The following is a 26,297-nucleotide window of genomic DNA, read 5'->3' on the forward strand; positions in this document are numbered from 1 at the left end:
CGTGAGTCTGGAATAGGAGAACGCATCGTTGAAGCAGCATGTGAACCTGACTTTGGAGGAGCGCCGGTCGGCGCGACAAATACAATTCGGGGGTTATCGAGCGAACGTTTAGACGCTTACCTTAAGAACGTGAGAGGTCCAGGACCCCTTTCGGGGCCCACATGGAGTTGATTCAATGGGGGTCAGTATGTATGAGGTATTGAGGTATTGAGTTGCATACTTTATTGGCGCCGATGATGACGCAGCATTGTAATGTGCTACTGCGTCTGTGCACCTACCAAGTTTTTATACCAAGGCAGAAACTGCTTGGCCACGTTTTTGCGGATCTTCTCCTCGTCGAACGGACCCGAGTACACTGGTTTGTCATCTGTCCATTCTCCCCAGTTCCCCATCGTTCCATGGAGCTCTTCCCATTTTCCGTCGGTGACATTCACTGTAACCTTGTTCTGCGCACAGGTGGCCGACACTGCGAATTCCGTGGAATCGGCAGACGAAGCATGAAGGATAAACCCTGTGCTGCCATCGGATGGATGTACTACACGCAGGTTTTCATCTCCTCTGACACATTCACGTGCGATTTCGTCCAAGAGCAGTTGGACGGTTCTCTCCAGTTCATCGGTTTCTTGCTGATTCATATGTTGAAATGCTTGCTTTGTCATTGCTTCGGATTCTGCAGACTTCCGAACTCTCTCCATCTCATGTTGAAACTCATTCATATCTTAGGCACCTCGTTTACGCGTGGTCATTGTTTATGCATCTTCATTGTTTATTTACAATACCCAGATTGATCCAAGGCATACACCGAAGCACTGGATCTATCGTGAAATCATCAGATCAATTGGGCAGTAATTGTCGAAGCATCAGTAATAATCAGAGATCGTCCTTCATGCGATCACCCCGTAGCATGCCCTCATGACTAACCTTCATGACTAACCTTCATGACTAACCTTCATGACTAACCCTCATCAACAATCCTCATCAAGAATCCTCATATAGAGCCTGCGGTCATCATGAACAGCGTGATAGTCTGTTCTTTATAGTTTAATTTACAGATATATTTGATATATAAAATCTTTCAAAATGCGGTCATCAGATTTGGAGGTGGTTGAATTGGATAATAAAGTACATCCAGATTTGCAGCCAATGTTTGCTCAGATTCCCGTGATTGATTTTACAGACCTAGAAACGATCCGAAGTCCGAGTATTCTCCCCCCGGCCGAGAGGGTAGCAGGTGTCGTGATATCGGATCGGGAGATTCCAGGTCCGGACGGCGCGCCCACCGTATGGATACGAGTCTATGAACCAGTCGGGAAGGAAGCTGACATCCCCGCGGTCTTATGGATCCACGGCGGCGGCTACATCCTTGGCACGCATGAACAGGACGATGGGCTTTGCCAGCGTTTTGTCGATGAGGGAAAGTGTCTAGTTGCATCGGTCAACTATCGGTTGGCCCCCGAGCACCCATTCCCGGCTGCAATTGAAGACTGCTATGCGGCACTGAAGTGGCTGGCAGATTCCGCTGAGGAGCTTGGTGTGGATAGGAATCGGATCGCCATCGCGGGAGCGAGTGCAGGCGGCGGGCTGACGGCCGCACTCGCCTTATTAGCACGCGACAGGGGTGGGCCGTCCATCTGCTTCCAGATGCCGCTTTACCCGATGCTTGACGACCGAAATGTGACGCCCTCGAGCCATGAGATTAGGGACGAACGGGTGTGGAACCGGCAGACAAACATCGCTGCATGGCAGATGTACTTAACCGGTTCGGTGAGCGGTGACGGTCGCGGCAGTATGGACGGCAGTGCAGGTGATGCAGCGGATGCAGGTGGCGGTGCAGGCGCGAGCAGCAGCACGGATGTTGGTGCAAGGGGTGCGCTCGTGACTGGTCGGCTGGACGTGGGCTCAGATACCGGGTCGGCAGCAGTATCCCCATATGCAGCACCAACGCGGGCTGAGGACCTGTCAGGCTTGCCGCCCTGCTACACGTGTGTGGGCGGCGCAGACGTGTTCCGCGATGAGACCATCGAGTACGTAACTCGGTTGCAACAGGCTGGCGTACCGGTCGAGTTTCATATCTACCCGGGCGGCTTCCACGGCTTTGAGCTATTCGTACCGGATGCGCCGATCAGCCAACGGGCAGTCAACGAGTATGTAGGTGCATTGGTGCGGGGACTTCAGCCGGTGAATGCGAACCTGCGGTGGACACCCTCACCTTAAGCTAATAGCTGTCGGTACTTTCGCCATTCTGGAATTTCACCATTCTGGACTTTCACCATATTGATATCGCCCATTGCCGAGCGCATCACGCCAAACAGGCCCACGGAGGGATTCCGTGGGCCTGCGCTCGTTCAACGTCTATGTCACATGATTGTTTTTGTACTCTCTGCTGTTCCCGTCGCTGTGAAACTCAGGTTGTCCTGTCAAACCGTCATCAGGACTGTGCCGCGCTCGTGACCTGATTCCGCGATACGTCACGCGTAGCTGCGGAGACAACCAAAACCACAATGAAGTTCACGAGGAGTGCCCAGAAACCTGAGTTGAGGCCGAACACCAGCGATTGTTTGGTCATGGTAAAGTACACGACCATGGCCACGCCGACCAGAATTCCGGCAAACGCACCCGGTTTGCTGACTGCGCGGCGTGCAAAAATACTCAGCAACAGGGTCGGGAAAAACTGTGAAACAAAGTTGTAACCCATGAGCAGCAAGGCGACAATCGCAGCATTACTGTGAATGGAGAACAAGAACGTAACTGCCGCCACGACCCAAACCATCACACGCGCCACAACCTGCACCTGTTTTGGTGAGGCATTGCCCACGATGGGACGATAGATGTTTTCTGCAATTAAGGTGCCGGCAGCCATCAACATTAAGGAACCCGGGACAATGGCCGTCAACACGCCAGCACCGCCGATGATCCCTACGAACCAACCTGGGAACACCTTTTGAACCGCGACGAGCAGTGCCAGGTTTGTATTTTTTAAGCCTGGTGTAATCAAGATTGCTGCGAATCCTGCAAAGAAGACAAACAGCAGAATCAGTTGATAGAGTGGAAGGAAGATTGCATTCTTCCGGAAAACACGTTCATGTTTGGCTGTGTAGACTGCACCAAAGGCGTGTGGCCACATATAAAACCCGAGGCCTGTCAGGGCGACCGTAGAGATAAACCACGGAACTCCCATTCCCTTGGCACCAAGCGTCAAGAAACCTGGCTTTTCAGCGTTGATTTTTGTAAACATGGCGTGAAATCCACCCACATGCATCGGCAAAGCAATACCAATGATAATCACAACCGTGAGAATGGTAATGTCTTTGAGTACAGCTGTCCATGCTGTTCCGTGAATGCCGCTCAAGGTGACATAGAATGCCAGGACAATCATCGCGATCCCAATCGCAACCGACTGATGGATAGCCCCGTAGGATGCGGTTTCCACTATCAAACCAAGGCCTGTCATTTGTGACTGCAAATATGGAACGATAGCCACGACGCCAACGACGGCAACGAGAATGCCAAGCCATTTGCTGTCAAACTTCTTATTAAAAAAGTCCGGTTGAGAAATGAGATTGTGTTCCTTGGCGTATCTCCAGACGGGTGGGAGCAAGAAATAAGACAAGAGGTAGGCCACAGCCCCATACGCAAGAATGTACGCGGTCGGACCACCCGTTCCATACGCCCAGCCGCTGCCGCCTAGGAAAGTGAAGGTGGTATAGATTTCGCCGGCGAGCAGCAAGAACACGAACAAAACACCAAATCCACGTCCGCCGACACTCCACTGTTCCAGGCTCATCTTTTTCCGTCGGTGAGACAGCACGGCCAATATCAGTGCAATGACGATGGTGCCAAATATGATAACAATCGGCGCTGTATGCATGGGTTCACTTCCCCTCTTTGTTGGTTGGATCAAACTTATAAACGATAGCCATGCAGACGGAAGTCACAACGATACATAAGACCATGTAGAAAAAGAGAAATGGCATGCCAAGTACAATCGGTGTTGCGTGATTTGCAAAGGCCACGCCAACGAAAATGAACAACAGGGGAACGAGTGTCAACCAGCGGATCGCCATATCAGGCAACCCCCTTTCCATTTGATATGCGTATCGTTTACTCTCGCATTTGCGATACCTATCATTTACGCTCCCATCGTTTTCAGAACGATGTTCACGAATGACTCGACGCCGATTGGCAGTGCATCTTCATCGATGGTGAATTTGGGGTGATGATGTGGATACACGATGCCTTTGTCCGCGTTACCGGCACCCACGTAGAAAAAGCTCCCTGGGATCACTTGTTGATATGCGGAGAAGTCTTCCCCGCCCATCTGCTGCTCTCCCTCGACCACAACATCCTCACCAAAGGTTTCAACGAGTGCTGTGCGCACCTTCTCGGTGACCGCCGCATCATTGATGACGGCTGCGTACCCCTTCTCATAGCTGAACTCATAAGACGCGCCGTGGGCCTCCGTGACTCCTTTGATGATCCGCTCCATATGCATCGGCACTTCATTTCGCAGCTCGGGTTTGAAAGACCGAACGGTTCCGGCCATCTCCACCTTCTCCGGGATGATGTTGTGTGCGGTTCCAGCGTGGAACTGAGTAATGGACAGCACCAGCGGATCGAGCGGATCAAAATTCCGTGAGACAATGTGTTGCAGGTTGGTGACGACTTGGGCGGCGATCACGACGGGATCGATGGTGAAATGCGGCTGTGCCGCATGGCCGCCCTTCCCTTGGATGCTGATATGAAACGCGTCGGATGCAGCCATAAACGGGCCGGGGCGCACGGCGATTTTTCCAATCTCAAGCGGAGACCAAAGGTGAATTCCGATGACCGCCTCAACACCTTCTAACACACCTGCATCGACCATCTGCTGTGCACCGCCAGGAAACAGTTCCTCCGCATGCTGGAAGATAAACCGGACTTCCCCGTGAATTTGGTCTTTGAGTTGAGTGAGAATCTTGGCCGTACCAAGCAGCATCGCGGTATGGCCATCATGTCCGCACGCGTGCATCTTGCCAGGCGTCTTGGATGTGAATTCGAATGCGTTTTCTTCGTTGATCGGCAGCGCGTCCATATCCGCGCGGATGCCAAGGACTGGACCTAGATGGCTCCCTTTCAACTTTGCGAGCACACTGGTTTTGGTTGGCCGTGTCACTTCCAGTCCGTCAAATGTCATCAGCGTGTCATAGACAAACTGGGATGTTTCTGCCTCTTCAAACGACAATTCGGGGTTCTCATGCAGATGACGACGCCATTTCACGACGTCTTCTTGCACAGCTGCGACATATGATTTCATATCTGAGAGGTTGATGGACATGATGCTCGTCTCCTTTACGTGATGACTTACCGGCTGAGGTGTTACGGCTTGCCGGCTGAGGTGTCATAGCTTGCCGTTTGGGATGTTACGACTGACCGGTTGAGATGTCTGACGACCTCACTTTTTGTCCGCTGCGGGAACGAAAAAGGGGGCACTCTCACACTTTCAATTTACGGTTCATTTTCGGCTCAGCGAGAATGCTCTTATAATAGCATCTATTGAAATTATTCGACAAGAGTTTTTATTTTTCCGATTCAAAAATACACGATGGTCAGAATCATCGATGCAATCAGAGATGGAGTTAGAATGGTAATCAGAGGTGATGGGGACGTCTTGGAAATGGATCGGTAATCAGAGGTGAGCCAACTTGGTGCAGTTGGCTCTATAAAACAAAACAGCCACCGGGCATGGTGGCTGGACGAGGGTTACCTGAATTCTGAGTGGTTACCCGAACCTGCGGGTGATGATCATCTACAGACAGATGTCGTAGATTTTGCGCGGTCTTCCTCGCTGATACGCTGTCTCTTCTCCGACAATGGTCGCGAGTCCGTGTTCTTCAAGCCGCAGTAAAATTCGACGTGCACTGCGCGGGAGGATGTTGAAATACTCTGCCAATTCATTCACCGTGATCCGCGTTGATTTACGCTTGGTCAGTACACTTGCAATTTTGGACAGTGTGAGTGCACTCAAAGGCACCTCACCGCTTAACTGTTGTAAATCCTCTCGGCCGTAGTCTAAAGGGAGCAGATCGTTCTGTTCTCCGAGTGGGGCCAGGATTGTGTTCGTCTCGAGAGCGGACGCCCAGTTCCCCGGGCCGTAAATTTGCGCCTGTTCCAGCGCCAACCGAGCCCTGTCTAGTGCCTCTCGAACGGTTGCCCCTACCCCCATACCTCCGCAGACGGAGTCATCTGCGAGCGCCGTGACCTTCGCAAACGGAGGACGTTGTGTAAAGCGACTTGTAATTTCGTCGATGACACCGCGGGTTGTGTAGACGGCCCACCGATTTGTGTGTACCTGTTGTGTCGTTCCATGCAAGTGACGAGCATATCGATGGATCGCTGCATCCAACACCTGTTCCGTTACGTCTGATCCGGTTTGCGATCGGTGAATAAGCTGAACTGCAACCTGAGCATCACGCGATACCAAGAGATTTAACGTCTTGGCCATCGTCTCCAGCACCTGTCGCACTTCGCTCTTCGTCGGTGTGATGTGCATCGCCGGAATACCGAGTTGCTGCAGCTTCAACTGAGCGGATCGCAAACATGTGACAACGGCCTTCGTTTGTCCCTGTTCCCACAGCGCCTGATGGAACCGAACCAGCTCTTCGGAATGGATGACGCCGGTATAGTGCTTTAAGTGGAGCTTCGCATCGACACCTATCTCCGATAACAGCCCGTTCATGGTGTCGGGACTCAGGGTATCAAAGCTGAGATCGGAAATATGCAGCCCTTGTTCGTGGGATAGATACAAAAGCACCTTATACAGGCCTTCACTGGAGTGCCTCGTATAAAAAATCGGGCGATCCACTTGAAGTTCCTTGGAAATCGAGAACGGTACCTGGCCGCTGCACAGCCAGGCATCGACCTCCGACAGATAGGGCCTGATCCGATCCGCTATCTCGCTTTCTTCCCAATAAACCACGGGGATCACGGTGAATTCGCCGAATTCCCTGGCAACTTGCTCGATGACTGAAAGAGAATCATCTGCACCGAGGAGTCCTAAACGGATCTTCGCCACAGCTACTCCTCCGTTCTTTTCATTTCAGTTCATTTCAGTGATTGTATCGCTATCTGCAGAAGCAAGTCTACCGCTGCTGGCAAGATTTCTTCATCGATGTCGAACTTCGGATTGTGATGAGGTGCGGCGATGGTGGTTCCAAGAATGGAATACGTCACTTTTCCCCCTCGCTCCTGCACACGGCGCATCAAAAAGGTTGCATCTTCGCTGGCACCAAGTGGATGCTCATCCTGATAATCTGTGAAGAACGGCACGGATTTTGCGGCCTCGAGAACGACTTCTTTTAGCTCTGGATCACAAACGGCTGTGGCTGCTTCACCGATGTTCTCAATCTGATACGTGAGGCCGTGCATGAGGGCACTATGCTCCAGAATCGCGCGGACTCGTTGCTCCAAATCGAGGTTGTCCTCATAGGTTTCAGCGCGGCATTCCAATACCATCTTGGCCTTGTCGGGGATGATGTTTGGGGCCGTCCCGCCTTCGAGCACACCGACGTTCACACGCGTAGCACCTGAACTGAAACGCGGCAGTGCGTGAATATTCAGAAGCGCCGTGGCTGCACCAAGCAGCGCGTTTCTCCCCTTCTCCGGTGCGGCAGCCGCATGTGCAGAGACACCTTGATAGTGGACTTCTAACTTTGTGGATGCGAGAAATTCATTCGTTCCGCCGCTTACCGCGTGCAGCGGCAGATCGAGGCCTAAGTGGAAACAAAACAACTTGTCCACGTCGTCAACGACGCCTTTGTCAACCATGGACTTCGCACCCCGTCCACCTTCTTCCGCAGGTTGGAAAATGAGTTTGAGGGTCCCGTTGAATGGCTGACTTGCTATCATTTTAGCGAAGGTGAGTCCAATGGCGGTGTGCCCGTCGTGACCACAAGCGTGCATTTCGCCGTCGTGAACGGATCGAAAACCGTTGATATGTGGAAGGTGCGTGGATTCCTGACTTTCCATGATGGGCAGAGCATCCATATCGAAGCGAAAGGCGACCGTTGGCCCGTCACCACGTCCCTTGAGAGTAGCAACGACCCCTGTAAGCCCGCCATCCATGGCACGAAGGATGGTCTCATCCGCACCATCTTCCTTCGCGCGCTGATAGGCACGGGTCAGTTGGTCAGCGGACGGCAATCCTCTCCGAGACTCGGGCACCATCACATCGATGCCATAGGCAACGGAATAGCCGTACGATTGCAGCTCCCGGACGACTCGATTTGCGGTTCGAAACTCCGTAAAGCCAACCTCAGGATGCGCGTGCAGGTCTCGTCGTAACTCGAAAATATCCATCGGTTTATAATCTCCCAACTTGATTGCAAATTTTGATAGGAAGGCCCCCCCATTATAGACTGGGGTTAAAATCAATATCAATGGATTTACGTATCAGGGACCTGTCGGGACTGCCGCCCGGCGTGACGTGTGGGGGCGGGGCAGACGTATTGCGCGATGAGACCGTCGACTATGTGACATGTGGGAGCGGTTGCTACAGGCTGGCGTGCCGGTCGAGTTTCATATCTATCCAGGCGGCCTCACGGATTGGACGGATGGGCCCGAAGGCGCCCCATCGACCAACGTAGGCGGTCGGCGAACGAATATGTGGGGACAGCAGTCAACGAGTAACTGGGTACATGGGTGTGGGGACTACAGGCGGCGAGGGCTGGTGTTGGACTGGAGCAGTGACCTTGGGCTCCCTTAGAGGAACTCAAGTCCTCTGCCGCCGGGCGGACGGAGGACCCGTCGGTAGATAACGGAACTCAGTTCCGCTAAATCGCGCGCAGTGGCGGCCCGTCGAAAGATAACGGAACTCAGTTCCGCTAAATCACGCGAAACGGCAGCCCGTCGCCAGCTAACGGAACTCAGTTCCGCTAAATCGCGCGCAGTGGCGGCCCGTCGCAAGATAACGGAACTCAGTTCCGCTAAATCACACGAAACGGCAGCCCGTCGCAAGATAACGGAACTCAGTTCCGCTAAATCGCGCGCAGTGGCGGCCCGTCGCAAGATAACGGAACTCAGTTCCGCTAAATCGCGCGCAGTGGCGGCCCGTCGCAAGATAACGGAACTCAGTTCCGCTAAATCACACGAAACGGCAGCCCGTCGCAAGATAACGGAACTCAGTTCCGCTAAATCGCGCGCAGTGGCGGCCCGTCGCAAGATAACGGAACTCAGTTCCGCTAAATCGCGCGCAGTGGCGGCCCGTCGCAAGATAACGGAACTCAGTTCCGCTAAATCACACGAAACGGCGGCCCGTCGAAAGATAACGGAACTCAGTTCCGCTAAATCGCGCGCAGTGGCGGCCCGTCGCCAGCTAACGGAACTCAGTTCCGCTAAATCGCGCGAAGTGGCAGGCATGGAGCCAGACGGGCAAGTCGGACGGGGCACGAACTCTGAAGTTCGTGCCCTCCATTTACTGTAACGCCATTACTGCTACGCCTTTACTTCGCTGAGACACCTTTACTTCGCTGCGACACCTTTACTGCCACACCTTTGCTGCCGTGCCTTTACTGCTACACCTGTATTGCGCCGCTGCTGGGCTACTGCACACGAACGTTTGTCGTAGGTCCAGAGAACCCGAATCGCCATTCCTTATGCATCCAAATGAGCAGTTGTCTCCATGCGCATTTCCAAATCGGATCGACGTTTGGCAAGGCGTACGAATACGATGCTTACCACGAAGGCGGCAATGATGAGACCGATCGGGATATGGGCGTCGATACTGTAGGTCCAACCTCCAATGATACCGGCCGGCGATGCAAAGACAAGAATGAGCACGTTTAAAACGGAAAGCATGGTCGAGCGATGTTCGTCATCAATCGCATTGGCTACAACGGATTCCAGATACGGGTTTGAAATGATCGTCCCAACTGCAGCAAGGACTGTGCTCACGACGACCAGTGCAAAGTTTTGTGCCGGGATCACGATGAGCAAGACGTTCGCTGCGATGAGAAACAGAAATCCGATGTTCATGAGTGTCTTGGCTTGCTCTTCCCGGAACCTCGGAACCACTGTAAGCAGCATGACGACAATCGCGGCGGACGAAATGGCCGGAAAGAGTGAAATCATGACGGCAGGAATGTGCAGGAATTCAACTTGATAGACAGGTACAAACGTATTGCTGATGGTGACTTGAAAATTCCAGAGGACGTAAACGAAAAACAGCAACAGAAGTGTGCGATTCCGAAAGATCTGCTTCAGTGTTGTCAGGTAGTGCTTAAAGTCCTCCCCGAAATTGGCCTTGCCCGTTTCCTTCATTTTGCGTAGTCCAATCTCTGTTTCGTGCATTCCCCGATGGCGAACGTAAATCATGATGGTGGCAGAAATGCAGAAGAACACGTACATAATCCGCACAGCTGGCACCAGCGTAAAGTGCGCGACTAAAACACCACCGATGGGCGCAAACAGCCCGCCGAGCACACTCACGATCTGGAGCCCTGTAAACACGTGTCTCCGCTTCTCGGCCGGGGTGTCCTCGACCAGAAGGCAATACCAAGCGGTGGTTGGAATTCGTTGCATGCTGTTAAACATGGCTGCAATGACAAACCACCAGAAGTTTTGTGCTACCGCCCATAAGAGGGCGCCGAGGGACCAACTGAGCAGATCAAAAACCCATAACGCTTTGCGTCGTCCAAGGCGGTCAGTCAAATGTCCGCTGATAAATGCGGAAATAATCTGAAGCAGTAAATTTAATGTCGTAATCAACCCAATTTGCGTGTCCGTAACATGCAGATGCAACATATAAACGGAGGCATACGTGGTATACAGACTCGCTGGAACGACGAACAACGGTTCTGCCAAAACGCAAGTCCTTGCATTGCCTTGTATTTGTCGAAACAAGATGGCACCTCACATCACTATCAAACAATTATTTAATTATATGATATTTTAGGCCACAGCCAACAACCGTTTTATGACAATGTGTAGGTGATATTACCATAAACAAGGTCATTAGACGCGTACAATAGAGCCGCAGGGTGATGCCAAACCTGAGCCAGTGTTGTTGCACTGACGGGAATGATGTGCCCTACCCCATCGTGGCTGCCTACTCCATCGTGGCTGCCTACTCCATCATGGCTGCGGCCGCTTGTCATGTGAGCCTCGTCCTGGTGTCCATGCATCTCCCCCGCTCTTGAGACGACAATAGATATATAGATAGATATATAGATAGGAAAATAGATAGGAAAGTAGATAGATAGCGAATGAGTTCGTGGCGTGCTTGCTCCGACGGCGCGAGAATGGTCCATCAATTCGGGTTCGCCGCACAGTATTTCAATAAACTTCTTGTTGACATATTCAAAGAATCATGCATATTGAGGTTTACAGTAATGTATTGCGAGATTTACGAGAACGAAGCGTGGGAGTAAAGGGGTGAAGGCCATTTCCGGACACAACAAATCGTTAGCTGCAATAGACAGTAGTCTTGAGTTATCCATATACCGATTTATGCTGTTCGCCATGTTCATTGGGCTATGCGCAACCGTCATCCGGCTGTTCTTTACGATCCGGTTCGGATCCCCCAACCCGATGCCGCTCGACGGATCTGCGCTTGGCACCAGCCTTCAGGCAGGCCTGATTTTGGTACTATGGCGACACCCAAAGCGGCTTCACGCGGTGGTTGCCATTCTTTATGTGTACCTGACGGTCGGCATCAGTTTGAAGCTTGCCTACCTGCTGTTCTGGGATGATAGTGCGCTATTCAGCGAGTTCCTCTGGATGATTCCGTGGTTGTCCGTCAGCTTCGTGCTGTCTTTCTTGCTTTTCAGCAGACGGACGGCAACCTATCTGTCCGTGGCGGTGGTAGGGGTTTGGATTGCCATCAGTGCGCTTTTTGTCGGTTTGTACATCGACACTGAACAGGGAAAACAGGCGTTCCTAATGCTGTCGCAGACATACCTGTCACAGTTCTTGTTAATTGTATTTCTGGCGCTGTATGCGAAGCTGCGGGGACTGTACATGGGCTCGCGCGAATCGACACTTCAGATGGAGCAAATCGCCAAAACGGATTTTCTACTCGGCATTGCAAATCGCAGGTCAATTCAGGCTGAGCTAGCAAGAGAGATAAACATCTCTGCACAGACCCACGTTCCACTCTGCGTCATCCTGATGGACCTCGATGAGTTTAAGCAGATTAACGATACATATGGGCACGATCACGGTGACACGCTTCTCGTGGAAGTCACATCTTCGGTGCTCGATGTCGTGAAGTCCCCCTGCCTGTTCGGGCGTTGGGGCGGGGATGAGTTCCTGATTGTCGCACCGGGTCTCGGAAGTGGCGAGGCAAAGCGACTGGCTGAGAATGTACGTGAAGCCCTTGAACAGCGAGAGTTTCACGTCGGCGGAGCGACGGCCAGCTTTGGCGTCGCCGAGTTTCGGATCGGCGAAGACATACACTCCCTGCTGCGTCGCGCCGACGAGGCTCTCTACCAGTCCAAAAGCTCGGGCAGGAATCGGGCGGAAATCGCGAACTAGCGCGTTCGCTTACTTGATGCCGCTCGTCGAGATGCCCTGCACGAACTGCTTCTGGAAGATGAAGAAGATGATAATCATCGGTATGGTCAGCAAAAGCACCCCTGCCAACACCTGATTCCAGTAGGCGTTGTACTGTCCATACAGATTGTTCAGGCCAACAGGCAGCGTGTACATGTTCTGGCTGCTCTCCAAGAGTGACGTCCACAGAAATGAGTTCCAGTTGCCTTGGAAGGTGAAGATGGTCTGTGTGGCAATGAGTGGCCGGGCAAGCGGCAGGAAAATCCGGAAGAAGATACCCCACGCACCAAGTCCATCAACTTTCGCCGCTTCTTCAAGCTCGTTTGGCATCCCGAGGAAAAACTGACGGGCCAAGAAAATCATAAACGGACTCATCAAAAACGGAATGGTGAGACCTTGATACGTATTGATCCAGCCCAAATGCGCAAGCAGGATGTACATGGGTACCAGTACGACTTGTCCAGGGATCATCATCACGGCGAGAAAAACCATAAACAGTGGCCCTCTGCCGGGAAATTTAAAGCGGGCAAACGCGTAGCCGGCGAGTGTATTCACAATCAGGTTTCCAATGGTCACAATCAGCGCGACGATGATACTGTTCAAAAGCCACTGCATGAAGGATACCTGCGGTGACGTCAGCAGGTACTTGTAACTGTTCAGTGTCAGCTTACTGAACGGAACCCAAGTGTTATATACACCGTTGGTTGGCTTGAACGAAGTGTAGACGGACCAAACAAACGGCACGAGCGAAATAAACGAGTACACGATAGCAACCACGTAAAATGCAGGTGAGATCCTCTTTTGCATGCTTATACCCCCGCCTCGTCGTTGCGTTCAAAGAAGTACTTCTGGATGACCGTGAGAATCAAAATGATGATGAAGAGCACAAACCCAATGGCAGATGCGTAACCCATGTTCTGCGACATCGCTTGGTTGAACAAGTCGAGGACGACGGACAAGGTGGAGTTGAGCGGTCCGCCTGTGCCCTGTGAAATGACGTCCATTTGGTCAAAGACCTGAAATGTGCCAATCAAGGACAAGACGACGTTCAAGAACGTAGTGCGTTTCAACAGCGGTAGTGTGATGTATTTCAACAAACGCCAGCCTGTGGCACCGTCCAAGGCTGCCGCTTCGTAGACTTCAGCGGGAAGGTCCTGCAAACCAGCCAGATAGATGATCATGTATTGACCCACGCTTGACCAAATCGCAATGGCCATAATAGACGGAAGTGCAAACGTCGGACTGTTGAAGTAGTTGGGCCCGTGAATGCCAAACACTTTCAGGAAGTTGTTTAGCAAACCCTGCGGCTCAAAGATGAACATGAACATCAAGCTCGTGGCAACGGTCGATGTCACAGTTGGTAAGTAATACACGATCCGGAAGAACGTCTTGCCCTTCAGGTTGTTGACAGTGAGCGCGAGGAACAGAGCAATCGCCGTTTGTACAGGGACAACGACAATCGCATACAGCGTCGTGTTCCACAAGGCGCGTAAAAACAGCGGATCGCGAAACAGATGGATGTAGTTTTTCAGCCCGATGAATGCTTTATTTTGCGGATCAAGAAATGAAAAATGAAAGAAGCTGATATACAAAGCGTAAATAATCGGTCCGATGAGGAACACACACAAGGATACAATCGCCGGCAGTAAGAACAAGTAGCCAGCCATCGCCTGATCGAACCTGCTTTTGCGTTGAGAACCCGTTCGTTTCATCTTCTTCCGCCTTTCCTGCAAGAAGGGTTGCCCCCCTCAAGGGGGGCACATTCTCGCTTGACGATTACTGTTGGCTTTGGGACTGGAATGTGCTCTGCGCTTGGCTCAGCACTGCGGAAGGCGACAGTTTCTTCAGCACGCCTGCTTGTGTTGCGGCATTGATGGCGTTGACGAAGTTGTTGCCGGATGGTCCGAACTGGTATGCGGTGCCGTTCTTCACACCGTCCACAAACGCTTGATAGGACGGGTTGGACTTAAGGAACACGGATTGATCCGGGATGTAAGACGGAATCGCCAGACCAGACTGTGCCGTCATTTTTTCCGCTTGCGCGCCCGTTAAGAAGAACAACAGTTTCGCAGCAGCTGCTGGATTCTTTGAGCTTGCTGCCATTTCGTAAGCCACGGTGTACACCATGTTGTTGGCCTTTCCATTTTGTGTCGGGAAGTCCGTGATGGTGTACTTCATGTTTGGTGCGGTCTGCTGCATGGAAGGAATCAACCATGCACCTTCTGCAGCCATGGCCACCTTGCCCTGTGCAAACGGAACGCCAGCCCAGGATCCGCCAAGGTTGCTCGGGTTGACGAGGTAACCTTTCTGTTCATTCTGCAAGAAGAAGTTCAATCCCGCATTGTTCGCCGGGTTGGTGAAGGTGACCTTGTTACTGGTTGCGTCGTAGTAGCTGCCGCCGAAGTTCAGGATGAACGGATAGTAACGTGCAACGTCAATCGGGAAAGCGAGCGGCGCAATGCCTTTGGCCTTCAGTTTCGCAGCGTCGGTTTCGAACTCTCCCCATGTCTTCGGCGGCGACGTGATGCCAGCCTTGTTCAGCAAGGTCATGTTCGACTCGAGCGCCAAGCTGTTCTCGTCTTTCGGAATGCCGTACTGCTTTCCTTGCCACTGGAATGCCTTCATCAAGGAAGCTTCGTAGTTACTGGTTGGGAAGTTGTCTTGCTTCATATAACTGTCGAGCGGTGCAATGGCACCGGATTGCTCAAGTTGCTGTGCAATCGAGGAATCCACATAGAAAATGTCTGGTGCTGTATGTGCTGCGAGTTCTGCTTGCAGGTCTTGCAGCTCGTTGCCGGAGAACGGCTTGACGGTCACGTGAATGTTTGGGTACTGCTTCTCAAATAGCTTGACCTGATTGTTGACGAGCGTCGTTTCTGCAGGACCTGAAGATGCAATACCCACTGTCAGATTGACCGGATTGGAAGCCGTACCCAGGTTTTGCGTGCCGTTCGCGGTGTTGCTGGTGCTCGTGCTTTGCGATCCGCAACCTGCCAACAGACCAACGCCCATCACTGCTGTTGCTGCGACGCTCGACCACTTTTGCCACTTGTTCATTGTGATTAACCCTCCCAGTTAGAATCCTTTTCAGTACCGACATTTGCCCGTTGGTGTCTTAAATTTGCCCTTTGGTATCTTAAATCGGTTTGTGCAACATCCATCAAGAACGGTGGTTTATTGAGGTACCCGATCCACCTCCTTGAAGGTCCCGAGCACAAGCTCCAGCCCAGTTGTATTTTCGGCGATCACGGTCTCCGTCCGACCATCTTCTCCCCGTCTCAACTCGAGAGACAGACATCCGTTGCCGATCGGGATCCCGACGATGGACAATCGCGTCACTTGGCTTGGCAACTCGGGCCCCATGTAAACCTTGCCGCCTGGGACGTCCGGTTGCAGATTCAGGATGGACTGCAACACGAGCAGCGGAGTCGCAGCGGCCCACGCCTGCGGTGAGCAGGACACGGGATACGGAACGGGGGCTTGCACGGACTCTGCACTGAGTCCACCGTACAGTTCAGGCAACCTCCACAGGTCGAAACCTTCACTGGCTCTAAGCAACCCCTCGGTCACCTGGCCTACCGCGTCGTGGCGTCCATATTTCGCCATACCTGCGATGATGATGGAGTTGTCGTGCGGCCAGACCGATCCATTGTGGTACGAAATTGGGTTGTAGCGGACTTCTTTGGTCGATAAGGTGCGAATCCCAAAGCCGCTGTTCATGTCATCTTCAAGCAATCGGTCAATCAGCCGATTCGCGAGACGGTGCGGCAAGATACCGCTCCACAGCACCTGCCCCATGTTCGAGGACGCAGGCTCAACGCGCTGCTTGTTTCCGTCTAACGCAAGAGCTACGGTATTTTCCGCATCTATCCAGAATTTATCGATGAAACGCTGTTGCAGGCGTTCGGCCTTCTGTTTCGCATCGGCAGCCAAGTCTTCGCGGCCTAGCAGATGATACACTTCTGCCCACTTGGCATAGGCGCGGTACACATAGCCCTGAACTTCACACAAGGCAATGCTGCCCTTGGCGAATTCCCCGTCCTGGTGCATGACCGAGTCTCCGGAGTCCTTCCAGCCCTGGTTCGAGATACCGCCTTCCGCCTCGCGCTGATACTCGATGAAACCGTCTCCGTCTCTGTCTCCGTAGTTCTCCATCCAAGCGAATGCGCGCTTCACGTTGTCGGTGAGGCTCCGGATGAAATCGAGATCGCCCGTCCAGGACAGATAGTCCGCCGCGAGGTTCAAAAACAACGGTGTCGCATCAATCGTGCCATAGTAAGGACCAAACGGTTTTAGACCGATCCGAGTCAGCTCGCCTGGGCGAAGCTCGTGCATGATCTTCCCCGGTTGCTCGTCGCGGGTGGGATTCAGCTCCGTCCCTTGGAACATAGCCATGGTAGCGAGTGTACCCCGCGCCATGTCCTGATTGACAGACAGAGATTGCATGGCCGTAATTAAGCTGTCGCGCCCGAACGGAACGGAATACCAAGGCACACCGGCAACCGGGAATGATCCGTATCCGATGTCCGTCGCGAGCATCCGCAGGTCTCTAAGGCCCCTCTGATACCAGCGCTCGAACACTTCTTCGCCTGTGACGCGAGGCGCGCGATTGAACCAATTTTGGTAGGAAGACGCAATGCGTTCCTTCTCCACGTGAACGGCATCCAAAACGTTTTGGTTTTCGTCAATGCCTGGAACGAATGCGGCGGTGGAATCTGAGACGGCCGACGACGTGGTGAGGGCGGCCACGGCCGGTTCTGCGACTCCCGTGGCCTGGGAGTCAGCAACAGCACCCTGCGCGCCCTGTTGTTCAGCAGCCTCCACAATGGTCGGCGCGACGATGACGACCCATCTTCGCACGCTTTGTGCTGGGATTTGCAGCGTCAGGGACAATTCCCCGCGCCCGTCCTTCATTGCAGCCTGAACGTCCATGTCATCATCTGCGGCAAACGCCACTACCGTGCGACACAAGACACCATCTACGGCCCGGTAGGAAAACACCAAGGACTTCTGCTCCACAGAGGCGTCAATCTGTCTCGTAATGGTCTGCTCTGCGTATCCGCGAACATCAAACATGTCCGCGTAGTCTGCGGATGCCGTGTACGCAAAATCGAACGTCAAAGGTTCATCGCTGAAGTTCTCGAACGAACACTCTTCGTAAAAGCGGTCACCGCTTACAAACTGCTGACGGGTCACAAGAACCGACTGATCCTGCACAAAACCGCCATTATTTCCAGTCATTGCGGTGTTCGAGTACCAGAAGGATGCTTGGAAGTTCTGTGCACTGTCCGATCCGATCCGACGAAGGTTTCCCGGCCCTGCGTGCCACTTCCACTCAGAGAGAACCCTCGTATCATGCAAAAACAATCCATACCCATCTCTGTTCTGTTCTTTCTCAGGTAATTGCCCATCCAGATCTGACAGATAGAATAGGTCGTTCTCTTTAATCACGTGAAATTCCATGCTGTAGTCCCTCCATGTTAGCCACTCGTGGTGAATCAGCGTCATTGGCAATCTTGAGAACGTGATTCGTGATTTTCGCTGCTGATGCGTGATGCTTCGACCTCGGACGTAATTTCTCGGCCGGTTTCGTCCGAAACGTTTTCGGTATAGGGTAAGGTATTTGATATTTTGTAATGTCGTGCGTGAATGCCCTTACTCGGCACGGTCTAGCTGATTCCAACCACTAGCTGATTCCAACCGTGTTATACATTCAATCTAGTCCTCTTATCTAACCGGTGGTTTTAGATATAGAATCGGTTTCGGATAGTGAACTGATTTAGACACCATTGCGGACATGACAAGTAAGTATGCGTGCATGCTGAGACGAGCCTTAGTATGCTCACATCGTGTATGCGCATTCATTTCACCATAAGGCTCAAATCGTTATGGTGAAGAGAGTGACGATTACGGCGTCTCAGATATCGCACAGACCATTCCAGCCAAGGACGTGACGATGCCAAGGACGTGGGGATTACGAAGTCTCACGGACGATGAGTTCCGGCGAGAGCATTCTACCCTCACCCAGTCTGTTGTCGTCGAGCATCCCGATCAGGAGATCGGTCGCAGTCGTACCCATTTCATACCGTGGCTGCGCAATGGTCGAAACAGTCGGACTCACAAATTGAGTCAGATCAATGTTGTCAAACCCCACGATAGCCAGGTCCCCAGGCACCTGAATGCCTTGTTCTCGGCAGTAGCGTAAAGCGCCAATCGCCATCAGATCCGACGCGAAATAGACGGCCGTCATGTCCTTGTGGCGCTCTAGCAGCTCTTTCAACCCACGAATGCCGCCCTGTAATGTAAAGTCTGCATTGTACACCCAGTCTTCTTCATAGGGAATCTTTTGTACACGAAGCGCATCTTCGTATCCCCTGCGGCGCTCCTGGCTGACCGCCGCCTGCTGATGCCCGTTCACAAAACCAATTTTGCGATGACCTCTTTCGAGCAAGTGCCGGACAGCAAATCGCGATCCGTTGACGTTGTCCGTCATAACGTACGCACAGTGTTTGCTGATGAGCGGCAAGTCGATCACGACGCTCGGCAAAGGAGCTTCAACCACTTCATGAACATAGGGGTCGTCCAAGCGAATTCCCATAACGATAACCCCGTCGAAACGCTTTTCCGTGCACAAATCCAAGTAGGAGACCAATCTTTGTTGAGCAGTTGTGGTGCTGACCAGGGTCAAGTCGTATCCAACGGCGGCAAGCCGCTCATGAATACCGGCCAGTACGTCAAACATGAAGTACTGTCCGCCTGGCTCTCGGTTGAAGTCCGAAATTAACAGCCCAATGGTGCGTGTACGTTTCATCACCAAGCTTCTCGCGACTTGGCTCGGACGATAGTTCAGACGCTCCGCTACTTCCAAAACCTTGCGTTTGGTGTCGAGATTTACGTCTGAATAGCCATTTAAGGCGCGGGAAACCGTAGTGATAGAGACTCCTGCAGCTTTTGCTACTTCGCGTATGGTGACTGTCATTTCATGCTCAACCTACTTCTAATTTCGACTATGAGGCCATAGTATCCGAAAACGTTTTCGGCGTCAACTATCTTAGCAGCATTCCAGTTTAGTGCCAGTCACTGTAGTTCCAGTCGCTCGTGTGGAACAGCATCCTTGAACAAATTGACCCCTTCCACCCGCGGCTAAGTCGCCCGTAGCGACTTAGCGTCCACATTTCCTCTATTTAAGTCGGTCCCGCCGACTAAGCAAAACGCTTCAGCATCGTCTAAGTCGGTTTCACCGACTTACATGGGCTCTGCGGCCCCTTCCACCCGCGGCTAAGTCGCTCACAGCGACTTAGCGACCACATTTTCTCTCTTTAAGTCGGTGCCGCCGACTAAGCAAAACGCTTCAGCATCGTCTAAGTCGGTTTCACCGACTTACATGGGCTCTGCGGCCCGTTCGGACATCCGCTAAGTCGCCCGCAGCGACTTAGCGACCACATTTTCTCTCTTTAAGTCGGTGCCACCGACTAAGCAAAACGCTTCAGCATGGTCTAAGTCGGTTTCACCGACTTACATGGGCTCTGCGGCCCGTTCGGACATCGGCTAAGTCGCTCACAGCGACTTAGCGACCACATTTTCTCTCTTTAAGTCGGTGCCGCCGACTAAGCAAAACGCTTCAGCATCGTCTAAGTCGGTTTCACCGACTTACATGGGCTCTGCGGCCCGTTCGGACATCCGCTAAGTCGCTCACAGCGACTTAGCGACCACATTTTCTCGACTTAAGTCGGTCCCGCCGACTAAGCAAAACGCTCCAGCATGGTCTAAGTCGGTTTCACCGACTTACATGGGCTCCGCGTCCACTCCCGCTGACTTAACAATCGGCATCTACCAGATAAAACCTAAAACCTCCCATATTCCGACGGTGTATTGTGACAGGATTTTCCGGCTGTGCGTTATAGAATTTCCTTACCGCAAATGGATGGGGGCATAAATTGTGCGCGAGAATCATATGGCGACAGTAACCAAAAAAAGTTTTAAAACAGTCGACCTAGTATGGTACCTGATCCCGGCGATTGCCACCGGACTCACATGGTGGTTTCTCACCAAGCCAATGTAGTTTGACAACTGGATACCCAAAAGGGATAGGGTGATACGTCATGAAAACAAGAGTCCTCAAGTGGTATCAGATTGTGGGGTATGCAGTTGACGACAGTAACATGGAAAACCCATTTACCTACTTGGTTGAATCCGAGTCACCGCATAACGTCCTGAAGCTTCATGGCGGACGGCGCCGGTGCGAAACGGCTGACGGAAAATCGGTTCTCGTTCAGTTCCCAACCCGCGAGAAAGATGTAAAGTGGATGCCGAACTGGACGCCAACGGACGTATATCTCGTGGGATTGTCTGGAGCCCCCGGTACAGCAGGAGCCTCTGGCTCCACCGGGGTCACGAAGGTCATCCCCGTAACCAAGTACTTGTGCACGTGCGGCCGAGAGCATTTCTCAGAACATCCCTACCGTTCGGTCTGGTGCAAATGCGGGCAGAAGGCCTTTCCTGTTCCGCAGCCGTGGGAAGCCCAAGCTGCGCAACACCCGCCTGAAGGAACGCACCCTGACATGTAGCCTGACATGTAGCCTGACATGTAGCCTGACATGTAGCCTGACATGTAGCCTGACATGCAGCCTATCTTCACGTCACCCGTGGGAAGCGGACGCATCCAACACCAGATCTGCAGGATCGCGCCCAGGCATGAGGCCTACTTCACCTCGGCGGCCTGAAACGCTGGCATCACGTGCTTCGCAAACAACTCCATGCTGCGCAGAACCTTCTTCTGCTCGAGTCCGCCGAAGTTCATGAAGGCCATGAAATGGTTGACGCCAATCTCCTGATAGGCCTTAATTTGCTCGATCACGTCGTCGGGTGTACCAAAGATAGCCTGCTGGCGAGCCCGCAGGTCCTCGTACTGAATGTTCTTTCCGTACTGGCGTGTGCGGAGGTACAGGTTGATCGCCTCCTTGGCGTTCTCCTCGGCCTCCGCTAGAGACTCAGCAACGTGGACGTGGAAGGCAATCGGCATCTCGAGGGCATCGGGATCGCCATGGCCGCGCGCCCGGTACTCGTCCTTGTAGGTCTCGATGACGTCGGCCATCTCCGCGCGGGAATTGCTGTTCACGTACGCGATGCCCATGATCCGGTGCCCCGCCCTCGCCACATACCTCACTGGCTCTTTGCGCAGCGACGCGACCCAGAACTCGGGCGGCTGTTGGACAGGCGTGACATTCAGCTGAACCTCCGGCACCTGGTAATAGGGGCCGTTGTGACTGAACCGCTCCCCCGTCCAGGCTTTGAGCAGCACGTCAAACGCATCATTGAAGCGCAGCGCCTTGTCCTCCATCGGGATCTGAAAACCCGCGAATTCGGCGGCGATATACCCGCTGCCAAGGCCCATGTTCAGGCGCCCGCCAGAGAGGATATCGAGGGTGGCGTAGTCTTCGGCGATCTCGATTGGATCGTGCAACGGCAGCACGGAGACGGAGACGCCGAGCCGGATCCGCTTCGTTTGCCTAGCGACCGACGCGAGCAACATCTGCGGCGAAGTGCTCACGCCGTACTCGCTGAAGTGATGCTCCGCATACCAGACAGCATCGTATCCGAGCTCGTCTGCAAGGATGGTCTGCTCTGCCACCTCGTCGTAAATCTGGCCTACGCTTCGCGGAATGCAATTTTGGTAATTGTCGAAGACGGTAAAGGTGCTGAATTTCATATGGTGACGTCACTTCCTGTCGTTGTAATTGTACGAGCTATTATAAATCATATGATAATTATAGTGAGAGATGAGAACCTCATCGACAGACAGTGTGGTTGACGTGACTGCAAAGGGACTCGCCGCGCACTTGGTGGTTTCACGAAGCAGTCATGAAATAAAGTTAGAGTAAAAACTCGTTGGGGCCGGGGGGATGGGGGATGGACCTGGTAAAGGCAAATGTAAAGGCAAATGTAAAGGTAAAGGCAAAGAGAAATCATCAACAAAAACGTTTACTTGCAGTTATGGCCGCTACCACGTTGTTGGTGACCGGATGTGCTGCACAACAAGTAACCCATGCGACAGGTAGGGACACACCGAGATCGGCATCAAACTCAACATCGAACTCAGTCCCCAACCAAACATCCAACCAAATATCAAATTCAGCATCCAACCCAACATCAAATTCGACATCAAATTCGAACTCGACTGTTACAACTACACCTACAGTGTCAGTTCCCACAACGCCGACAATGTCAAATCCACAGGTTACGGTACACGGACAAACCATATCCGTCTCTGTACTACTCACGAACACCAGTGACGTAGCTGCAACACTGAGTGCCACTCAGTTTGCTTTAACCAGTGGAGAACACGTACTCTCGCCAGCAAATTCATCGCAAGTCCCTGGTCAAATACCCGCTCATTCAAAGGTTCAGATTACGTTGTTGTTTGACAGTTCCAGTCTGGTCCCACGCTCATTTACAGCCAAGTTGGCATTTCAACCATCGGATCGGCCTGAACAGTTCATGCCACTCGGCAATATCGCATTGCCTTCTGCAAACCCGGTTTCCACGCCGAAAATCTCCGGACCAACCGTGACATTTGTTGAAAACAATGGGAACACGGTAACGCTTCCTGTTGTGGGAATTAAGTCGCAATATGGCATAGGTTCTCCTCCATCGTCCGTCGATCCGACTTTTCAAATTCCGCCTATTGATTTCAACATACCGGCTGATCAAGTGAGCCAACTTGCGGTCTATTGGGTGAATCGAGATCCTCTCTCAGAACCCGGATTCCTGTTTTTGGGTCCGAGAGGCTGGATTGCTACATCTGCTCTTATCGGAGCCGATGGATCGGAACGCTTTACAATTCAATCTCCAGCGGATCCGTCGCAAAAGCTCACGGTTTCAGATGATGGGGGCTGCGCTGGATGTTCCATCATGGATATTGGTGCGTACTTCCCAAATATGCGTCAATGGGCGGTACAGCAAGGGTTTCCGCTACAGTCGCCGCCACTCTTTAAAGGGGAATATCAGCTAAACAAAAATACGATGTCTTACGCACTATATCCCCCTGCCCCTGGGTATGAAACGAACGGCGCGGCTTATATGAATCTGCCTGGAACCAACCAGAACATCTTCTTTGGCCAGGAGGAGATAACGATGCCGCCTTCAGATCACAGTCTGGAGACAACGATCTTGAACTTCTATCTCGCAAACATAGCAAAGTAACAAGTAACGCATGGCCGTATCCACCGAACTCTTGCAACTCTTCTTCAGCCGCAACGATCCTCTATACAGTATGGGCATTGATACACACTGGGCATCTTCACAGCTTCGGTGAACAAATTTCTACAAAGCACATGTAAGAGCCCTCTGATTTGTAATCTATTCCTGTAAGGCGTAGGTTCGAGTTGGAAGGGGACGTAGGTTTTCACGAGGCTATTTCCGGGGCCTTCACAGGGCCTGTTACGAGGCCTTCACAGAGCCGTCACAGGGGCCTTGACCTGTCACGAGGCCTTCAGGACATGTTCACCTTGCGCTATCCACCTTCCAAATTGCGAGGAGGCGCAGCACAATGGGACGCTTGCAAGACAAAGTCGCCATTATCACAGGTGCAGGCACTGGAATTGGGAAGCAAACCGCCTTGTTGTTCGCCGCAGAGGGAGCCAGCGTTGTAGTGACGGACATTCACGAGGAGAGCGGGAGTCAAACGGCCAACGAGATCGTTGAAAATGGCGGTGACGCACTGTTCTTTAAACACGATGTCCGATCAGAATCCGACTGGCAGCAAGTTGTGCAGACCACGGTTGAGAAGTACCAGAAGATTGATGTGTTGTTCAACAATGCTGGGATCTATTTGATTAAGCCGCTCACCGAGACAACCGTGGAAGAATGGGAACGGTTGATGGGCATCAACGTAACGGGCGTGTTTCTCGGGATGAAGCACGTGCTGCCGGTGATGGCGAAGCAGCGGGCTGGATCGGTCATTAATGCATCGTCGGTCGCCGGCCTGATTGGGGCTGCAGGACATGCGCTGTATGGTGCAAGCAAGGGCGCAGTGCGTATCATGACCAAAGACGTTGCCGCGGAGTATGCCCCCTATCAAATTCGCGTGAATTCGATTCACCCGGGCTATATCCGCACAGGGATGGCTGAGTACGGCGCCCAGATGGCACAAGTCACAATGGAACAACTCGGACAGGGGTATCCGCTGGGTCGACTTGGCGATCCGATGGACGTCGCCAAACTCGTGCTCTTCCTCGCCTCCGACGACTCTTCATATATCACCGCGACTGAGTTTGTCATCGACGGCGGCATGACGTCGATTCCGAGCTAGGACTAGGACAAAGTCTGGCTGGGTAAAGTCCGGGCAGATTGAGCAGCGGCGGACCCCGCTGGCAAAGCGTATTTCCTTTTATAGAAAACCGGAGCCTCCTAATGAGGTCTCCGGTTTTCTGTACCTGTCTGTTGGAGGATGGAATATGTGTTCTAGATTGCTGACCTGGTTTATAAGGCTGCGTCGGTTACTATCTTGAAGAGATTATATCTTAGGGAGAAGATCCGCTAAACTTTGGAGTTATAAGTTCTATTTGACGTTAGGACCGTAACAAATTGCCAACAGTGTAAGCTCGCTTGTTTTCATAAAGCTTCTGATCTGCAAGTCTATAGGAGGCTTCCCATCCCACACTCGGATCCAACGTCGCACAACCAACACTAATGGCATAGGAGTGGTTGGCGAAGCACGCTGCAATCTGGGCTTCAACGGTCTCTGGACTATCTTTCGTTGACACGATGAACGCGAACTCATCCCCACCAAATCTCGCACAGCACCCGCTATCCTGAACGAACTCTTGTAAGGCGTTTGCAATATCTTTGAGAACCGTATCCCCATGAGAGTGTCCATAGGTATCGTTAAACAATTTGAAGTCATTGATGTCCAGTGTTCCAAGGACCAGTGTGGTCAAGGATTTATCATTGCCTGAGGCTTGGTCTTCGTCAGGATGTTTGATACCGTGGGTACTATGATTCCCGTAGGCAGCCTTCGTGCCACGATTGAGTTCGTCCACAAACGCGACAAAACCGCGGCGGTTGAGGACGTCCGTCAGTGGATCGTGATTGCTCGCATGCTCTGCGAGTCTCCGAGTAGATAGCATTTCCAGGATCAGCGATAGTTGCATGGCGCAAAGAGACAGTGTCTCTGCATCGTCGTTAAAATCCCCTGTCTTGCGTCCCAGAATAATTCCACCGACTGGTTGACTCTTTGCCGTGATCGGAAAATACCCAACTTTCATAATGCCGTTTCGAATCCACATATCTCTCCAGGGAGGGTTTGTCATGTCCACACTATGCCACGTGTCTTGAATGGTCATCCTGTCTACGCTTAATAACCTATCATCCAAGGCTACCAAGCGAGACAACTGTTCCGCTGATTCCTGAAGTCCCCAAGGGTTATAAGCCTTGAATTGCTGATTTTGGAAGAACAAGTGTTTCCTATAGATAATCAGTCCAGCATCTATCCCGAGTGTATGTTGCAGCACGAATGCTGCTCGTTTGAATAGCTCACCGCCCTTGGGTACGTATGCCCAGTTCCGAGATTCCCGAATAAACTTCTTAAGCTTGTCCATCGATATCTCCTATCCCATCCGCAAACCACGATTCAAATCTTCCATATCACTAGCGTTGCATTAATGTTATTCATAATGTTCATATGATTCGGTGTTTTAACTCTGTGAACAAATAAAAAGTTCCTTATCATGGAGAACAGGTAGTACTGTCCAAATCCACGAAAAGGAACAACC

General features: G+C 52.3%; 21 protein-coding genes. 6 read left to right on the plus strand and 15 right to left on the minus strand.

Features of this window, described 5'->3' with window-relative positions:
• Positions 1–257: 257 nt before the first annotated feature.
• Positions 258–716, minus strand: coding sequence for a hypothetical protein (locus tag AN477_RS09795; RefSeq protein ID WP_054968974.1), 459 nt, complete (start codon positions 714–716; stop codon positions 258–260).
• A 394-nt stretch (positions 717–1,110) separates the two neighbouring features.
• Between AN477_RS09795 and AN477_RS25440 the strand changes: the two genes are divergently transcribed.
• Positions 1,111–2,214, plus strand: a complete 1,104-nt coding sequence (locus AN477_RS25440) for an alpha/beta hydrolase (protein ID WP_245631776.1) — start codon at positions 1,111–1,113, stop codon at positions 2,212–2,214.
• 214 nt (positions 2,215–2,428) lie between these two features.
• Here the strand turns inward: AN477_RS25440 and AN477_RS09805 are convergent, their stop codons facing one another.
• The 5 genes from AN477_RS09805 to AN477_RS09825 all read right to left on the minus strand — a co-directional run bounded on the left by AN477_RS09805 (position 2,429) and on the right by AN477_RS09825 (position 8,334).
• Positions 2,429–3,868 carry a sodium:solute symporter family protein gene (locus AN477_RS09805; protein ID WP_054968976.1) on the minus strand — a complete coding sequence of 480 codons (1,440 nt, stop codon included), beginning with the start codon at positions 3,866–3,868 and terminating at the stop codon, positions 2,429–2,431.
• A gap of 4 nt (positions 3,869–3,872) precedes the next feature.
• Positions 3,873–4,064 carry a DUF3311 domain-containing protein gene (locus AN477_RS09810; protein WP_054968977.1) on the minus strand — a complete coding sequence of 64 codons (192 nt, stop codon included), beginning with the start codon at positions 4,062–4,064 and terminating at the stop codon, positions 3,873–3,875.
• Positions 4,065–4,129: 65 nt separating this feature from the next.
• Positions 4,130–5,308: a M20 family metallopeptidase gene (locus AN477_RS09815; protein ID WP_425388154.1), complete on the minus strand. Its 1,179-nt coding sequence runs from the start codon at positions 5,306–5,308 to the stop codon at positions 4,130–4,132.
• A 477-nt stretch (positions 5,309–5,785) separates the two neighbouring features.
• Positions 5,786–7,051, minus strand: coding sequence for a helix-turn-helix domain-containing protein (locus AN477_RS09820; RefSeq protein WP_054968979.1), 1,266 nt, complete (start codon positions 7,049–7,051; stop codon positions 5,786–5,788).
• Between the two features lie 29 nt (positions 7,052–7,080).
• Positions 7,081–8,334, minus strand: coding sequence for an amidohydrolase (locus AN477_RS09825; RefSeq protein WP_054968980.1), 1,254 nt, complete (start codon positions 8,332–8,334; stop codon positions 7,081–7,083).
• Between the two features lie 487 nt (positions 8,335–8,821).
• On the opposite strand from AN477_RS09825, the gene AN477_RS24430 reads away from it, so the two are divergent.
• Positions 8,822–9,457, plus strand: a complete 636-nt coding sequence (locus tag AN477_RS24430) for a hypothetical protein (RefSeq protein ID WP_157061894.1) — start codon at positions 8,822–8,824, stop codon at positions 9,455–9,457.
• Positions 9,458–9,627: 170 nt separating this feature from the next.
• Here AN477_RS24430 and AN477_RS09830 read toward each other — a convergent pair whose 3' ends face one another.
• Positions 9,628–10,875, minus strand: a complete 1,248-nt coding sequence (locus tag AN477_RS09830; RefSeq protein WP_054968981.1) for an MFS transporter — start codon at positions 10,873–10,875, stop codon at positions 9,628–9,630.
• A gap of 71 nt (positions 10,876–10,946) precedes the next feature.
• Positions 10,947–11,156 (minus strand): hypothetical protein, encoded by a 210-nt coding sequence (locus tag AN477_RS24435; protein WP_157061895.1) that lies wholly within the window; start codon positions 11,154–11,156, stop codon positions 10,947–10,949.
• A 250-nt stretch (positions 11,157–11,406) separates the two neighbouring features.
• Between AN477_RS24435 and AN477_RS09835 the strand changes: the two genes are divergently transcribed.
• On the plus strand, positions 11,407–12,507 hold the full coding sequence (locus AN477_RS09835; protein ID WP_054968982.1) for a GGDEF domain-containing protein: 1,101 nt from the start codon (positions 11,407–11,409) through the stop codon (positions 12,505–12,507).
• A 9-nt stretch (positions 12,508–12,516) separates the two neighbouring features.
• On the opposite strand, the gene AN477_RS09840 is transcribed toward AN477_RS09835, so the two are convergent.
• The 5 genes from AN477_RS09840 to AN477_RS09860 form a co-directional block, all read right to left on the minus strand.
• Positions 12,517–13,332: a carbohydrate ABC transporter permease gene (locus AN477_RS09840; protein WP_054968983.1), complete on the minus strand. Its 816-nt coding sequence runs from the start codon at positions 13,330–13,332 to the stop codon at positions 12,517–12,519.
• A gap of 2 nt (positions 13,333–13,334) precedes the next feature.
• Entirely contained in the window at positions 13,335–14,237 is a 903-nt protein-coding gene (locus AN477_RS09845; RefSeq protein WP_054968997.1) for a carbohydrate ABC transporter permease, read from the minus strand.
• A 64-nt stretch (positions 14,238–14,301) separates the two neighbouring features.
• Positions 14,302–15,582, minus strand: coding sequence for an ABC transporter substrate-binding protein (locus AN477_RS09850; RefSeq protein ID WP_054968984.1), 1,281 nt, complete (start codon positions 15,580–15,582; stop codon positions 14,302–14,304).
• A gap of 117 nt (positions 15,583–15,699) precedes the next feature.
• Positions 15,700–17,988 (minus strand): amylo-alpha-1,6-glucosidase, encoded by a 2,289-nt coding sequence (locus AN477_RS09855; RefSeq protein ID WP_054968985.1) that lies wholly within the window; start codon positions 17,986–17,988, stop codon positions 15,700–15,702.
• A 511-nt stretch (positions 17,989–18,499) separates the two neighbouring features.
• Positions 18,500–19,504, minus strand: coding sequence for a LacI family DNA-binding transcriptional regulator (locus tag AN477_RS09860; RefSeq protein ID WP_054968986.1), 1,005 nt, complete (start codon positions 19,502–19,504; stop codon positions 18,500–18,502).
• 1,123 nt (positions 19,505–20,627) lie between these two features.
• Here AN477_RS09860 and AN477_RS09865 point away from each other — a divergent pair.
• On the plus strand, positions 20,628–21,092 hold the full coding sequence (locus AN477_RS09865; protein ID WP_054968987.1) for a hypothetical protein: 465 nt from the start codon (positions 20,628–20,630) through the stop codon (positions 21,090–21,092).
• Positions 21,093–21,226: 134 nt separating this feature from the next.
• Here AN477_RS09865 and AN477_RS09870 read toward each other — a convergent pair whose 3' ends face one another.
• Positions 21,227–22,234: an LLM class flavin-dependent oxidoreductase gene (locus AN477_RS09870; protein WP_054968988.1), complete on the minus strand. Its 1,008-nt coding sequence runs from the start codon at positions 22,232–22,234 to the stop codon at positions 21,227–21,229.
• A 200-nt stretch (positions 22,235–22,434) separates the two neighbouring features.
• Here AN477_RS09870 and AN477_RS09875 point away from each other — a divergent pair, with 200 nt between their 5' ends.
• Both AN477_RS09875 and AN477_RS09880 read left to right on the plus strand, forming a co-directional pair.
• Positions 22,435–23,727 (plus strand): DUF4850 domain-containing protein, encoded by a 1,293-nt coding sequence (locus AN477_RS09875; protein ID WP_054968989.1) that lies wholly within the window; start codon positions 22,435–22,437, stop codon positions 23,725–23,727.
• Between the two features lie 346 nt (positions 23,728–24,073).
• Positions 24,074–24,835: an SDR family NAD(P)-dependent oxidoreductase gene (locus AN477_RS09880; RefSeq protein WP_054968990.1), complete on the plus strand. Its 762-nt coding sequence runs from the start codon at positions 24,074–24,076 to the stop codon at positions 24,833–24,835.
• 259 nt (positions 24,836–25,094) lie between these two features.
• Here the strand turns inward: AN477_RS09880 and AN477_RS09885 are convergent, their stop codons facing one another.
• Positions 25,095–26,123, minus strand: a complete 1,029-nt coding sequence (locus AN477_RS09885; protein WP_054968991.1) for a GGDEF domain-containing protein — start codon at positions 26,121–26,123, stop codon at positions 25,095–25,097.
• Positions 26,124–26,297 lie beyond the last annotated feature (174 nt).

Origin of the sequence: Paenalicyclobacillus ferrooxydans, from assembly GCF_001399675.1 — a bacterium.
GTDB classification, from domain to species: domain Bacteria; phylum Bacillota; class Bacilli; order Alicyclobacillales; family Alicyclobacillaceae; genus Alicyclobacillus_B; species Alicyclobacillus_B ferrooxydans.

What these genes read in the sequence shown, in the direction of transcription:
- AN477_RS09795 (WP_054968974.1), bottom strand. Translation starts at nt 716, where the DNA reads ATGAATGAGTTTCAACATGAGATGGAGAGAGTTCGGAAGTCTGCAGAA.
- AN477_RS09805 (WP_054968976.1), bottom strand. Translation starts at nt 3,868, where the DNA reads ATGCATACAGCGCCGATTGTTATCATATTTGGCACCATCGTCATTGCA.
- AN477_RS09810 (WP_054968977.1), bottom strand. Translation starts at nt 4,064, where the DNA reads ATGGCGATCCGCTGGTTGACACTCGTTCCCCTGTTGTTCATTTTCGTT.
- AN477_RS09825 (WP_054968980.1), bottom strand. Translation starts at nt 8,334, where the DNA reads ATGGATATTTTCGAGTTACGACGAGACCTGCACGCGCATCCTGAGGTT.
- AN477_RS24435 (WP_157061895.1), bottom strand. Translation starts at nt 11,156, where the DNA reads ATGCATGGACACCAGGACGAGGCTCACATGACAAGCGGCCGCAGCCAT.
- AN477_RS09840 (WP_054968983.1), bottom strand. Translation starts at nt 13,332, where the DNA reads ATGCAAAAGAGGATCTCACCTGCATTTTACGTGGTTGCTATCGTGTAC.
- AN477_RS09845 (WP_054968997.1), bottom strand. Translation starts at nt 14,237, where the DNA reads ATGAAACGAACGGGTTCTCAACGCAAAAGCAGGTTCGATCAGGCGATG.
- AN477_RS09850 (WP_054968984.1), bottom strand. Translation starts at nt 15,582, where the DNA reads ATGAACAAGTGGCAAAAGTGGTCGAGCGTCGCAGCAACAGCAGTGATG.
- AN477_RS09855 (WP_054968985.1), bottom strand. Translation starts at nt 17,988, where the DNA reads ATGGAATTTCACGTGATTAAAGAGAACGACCTATTCTATCTGTCAGAT.
- AN477_RS09860 (WP_054968986.1), bottom strand. Translation starts at nt 19,504, where the DNA reads ATGACAGTCACCATACGCGAAGTAGCAAAAGCTGCAGGAGTCTCTATC.
- AN477_RS09865 (WP_054968987.1), top strand. Translation starts at nt 20,628, where the DNA reads ATGAAAACAAGAGTCCTCAAGTGGTATCAGATTGTGGGGTATGCAGTT.
- AN477_RS09870 (WP_054968988.1), bottom strand. Translation starts at nt 22,234, where the DNA reads ATGAAATTCAGCACCTTTACCGTCTTCGACAATTACCAAAATTGCATT.
- AN477_RS09875 (WP_054968989.1), top strand. Translation starts at nt 22,435, where the DNA reads ATGGACCTGGTAAAGGCAAATGTAAAGGCAAATGTAAAGGTAAAGGCA.
- AN477_RS09880 (WP_054968990.1), top strand. Translation starts at nt 24,074, where the DNA reads ATGGGACGCTTGCAAGACAAAGTCGCCATTATCACAGGTGCAGGCACT.
- AN477_RS09885 (WP_054968991.1), bottom strand. Translation starts at nt 26,123, where the DNA reads ATGGACAAGCTTAAGAAGTTTATTCGGGAATCTCGGAACTGGGCATAC.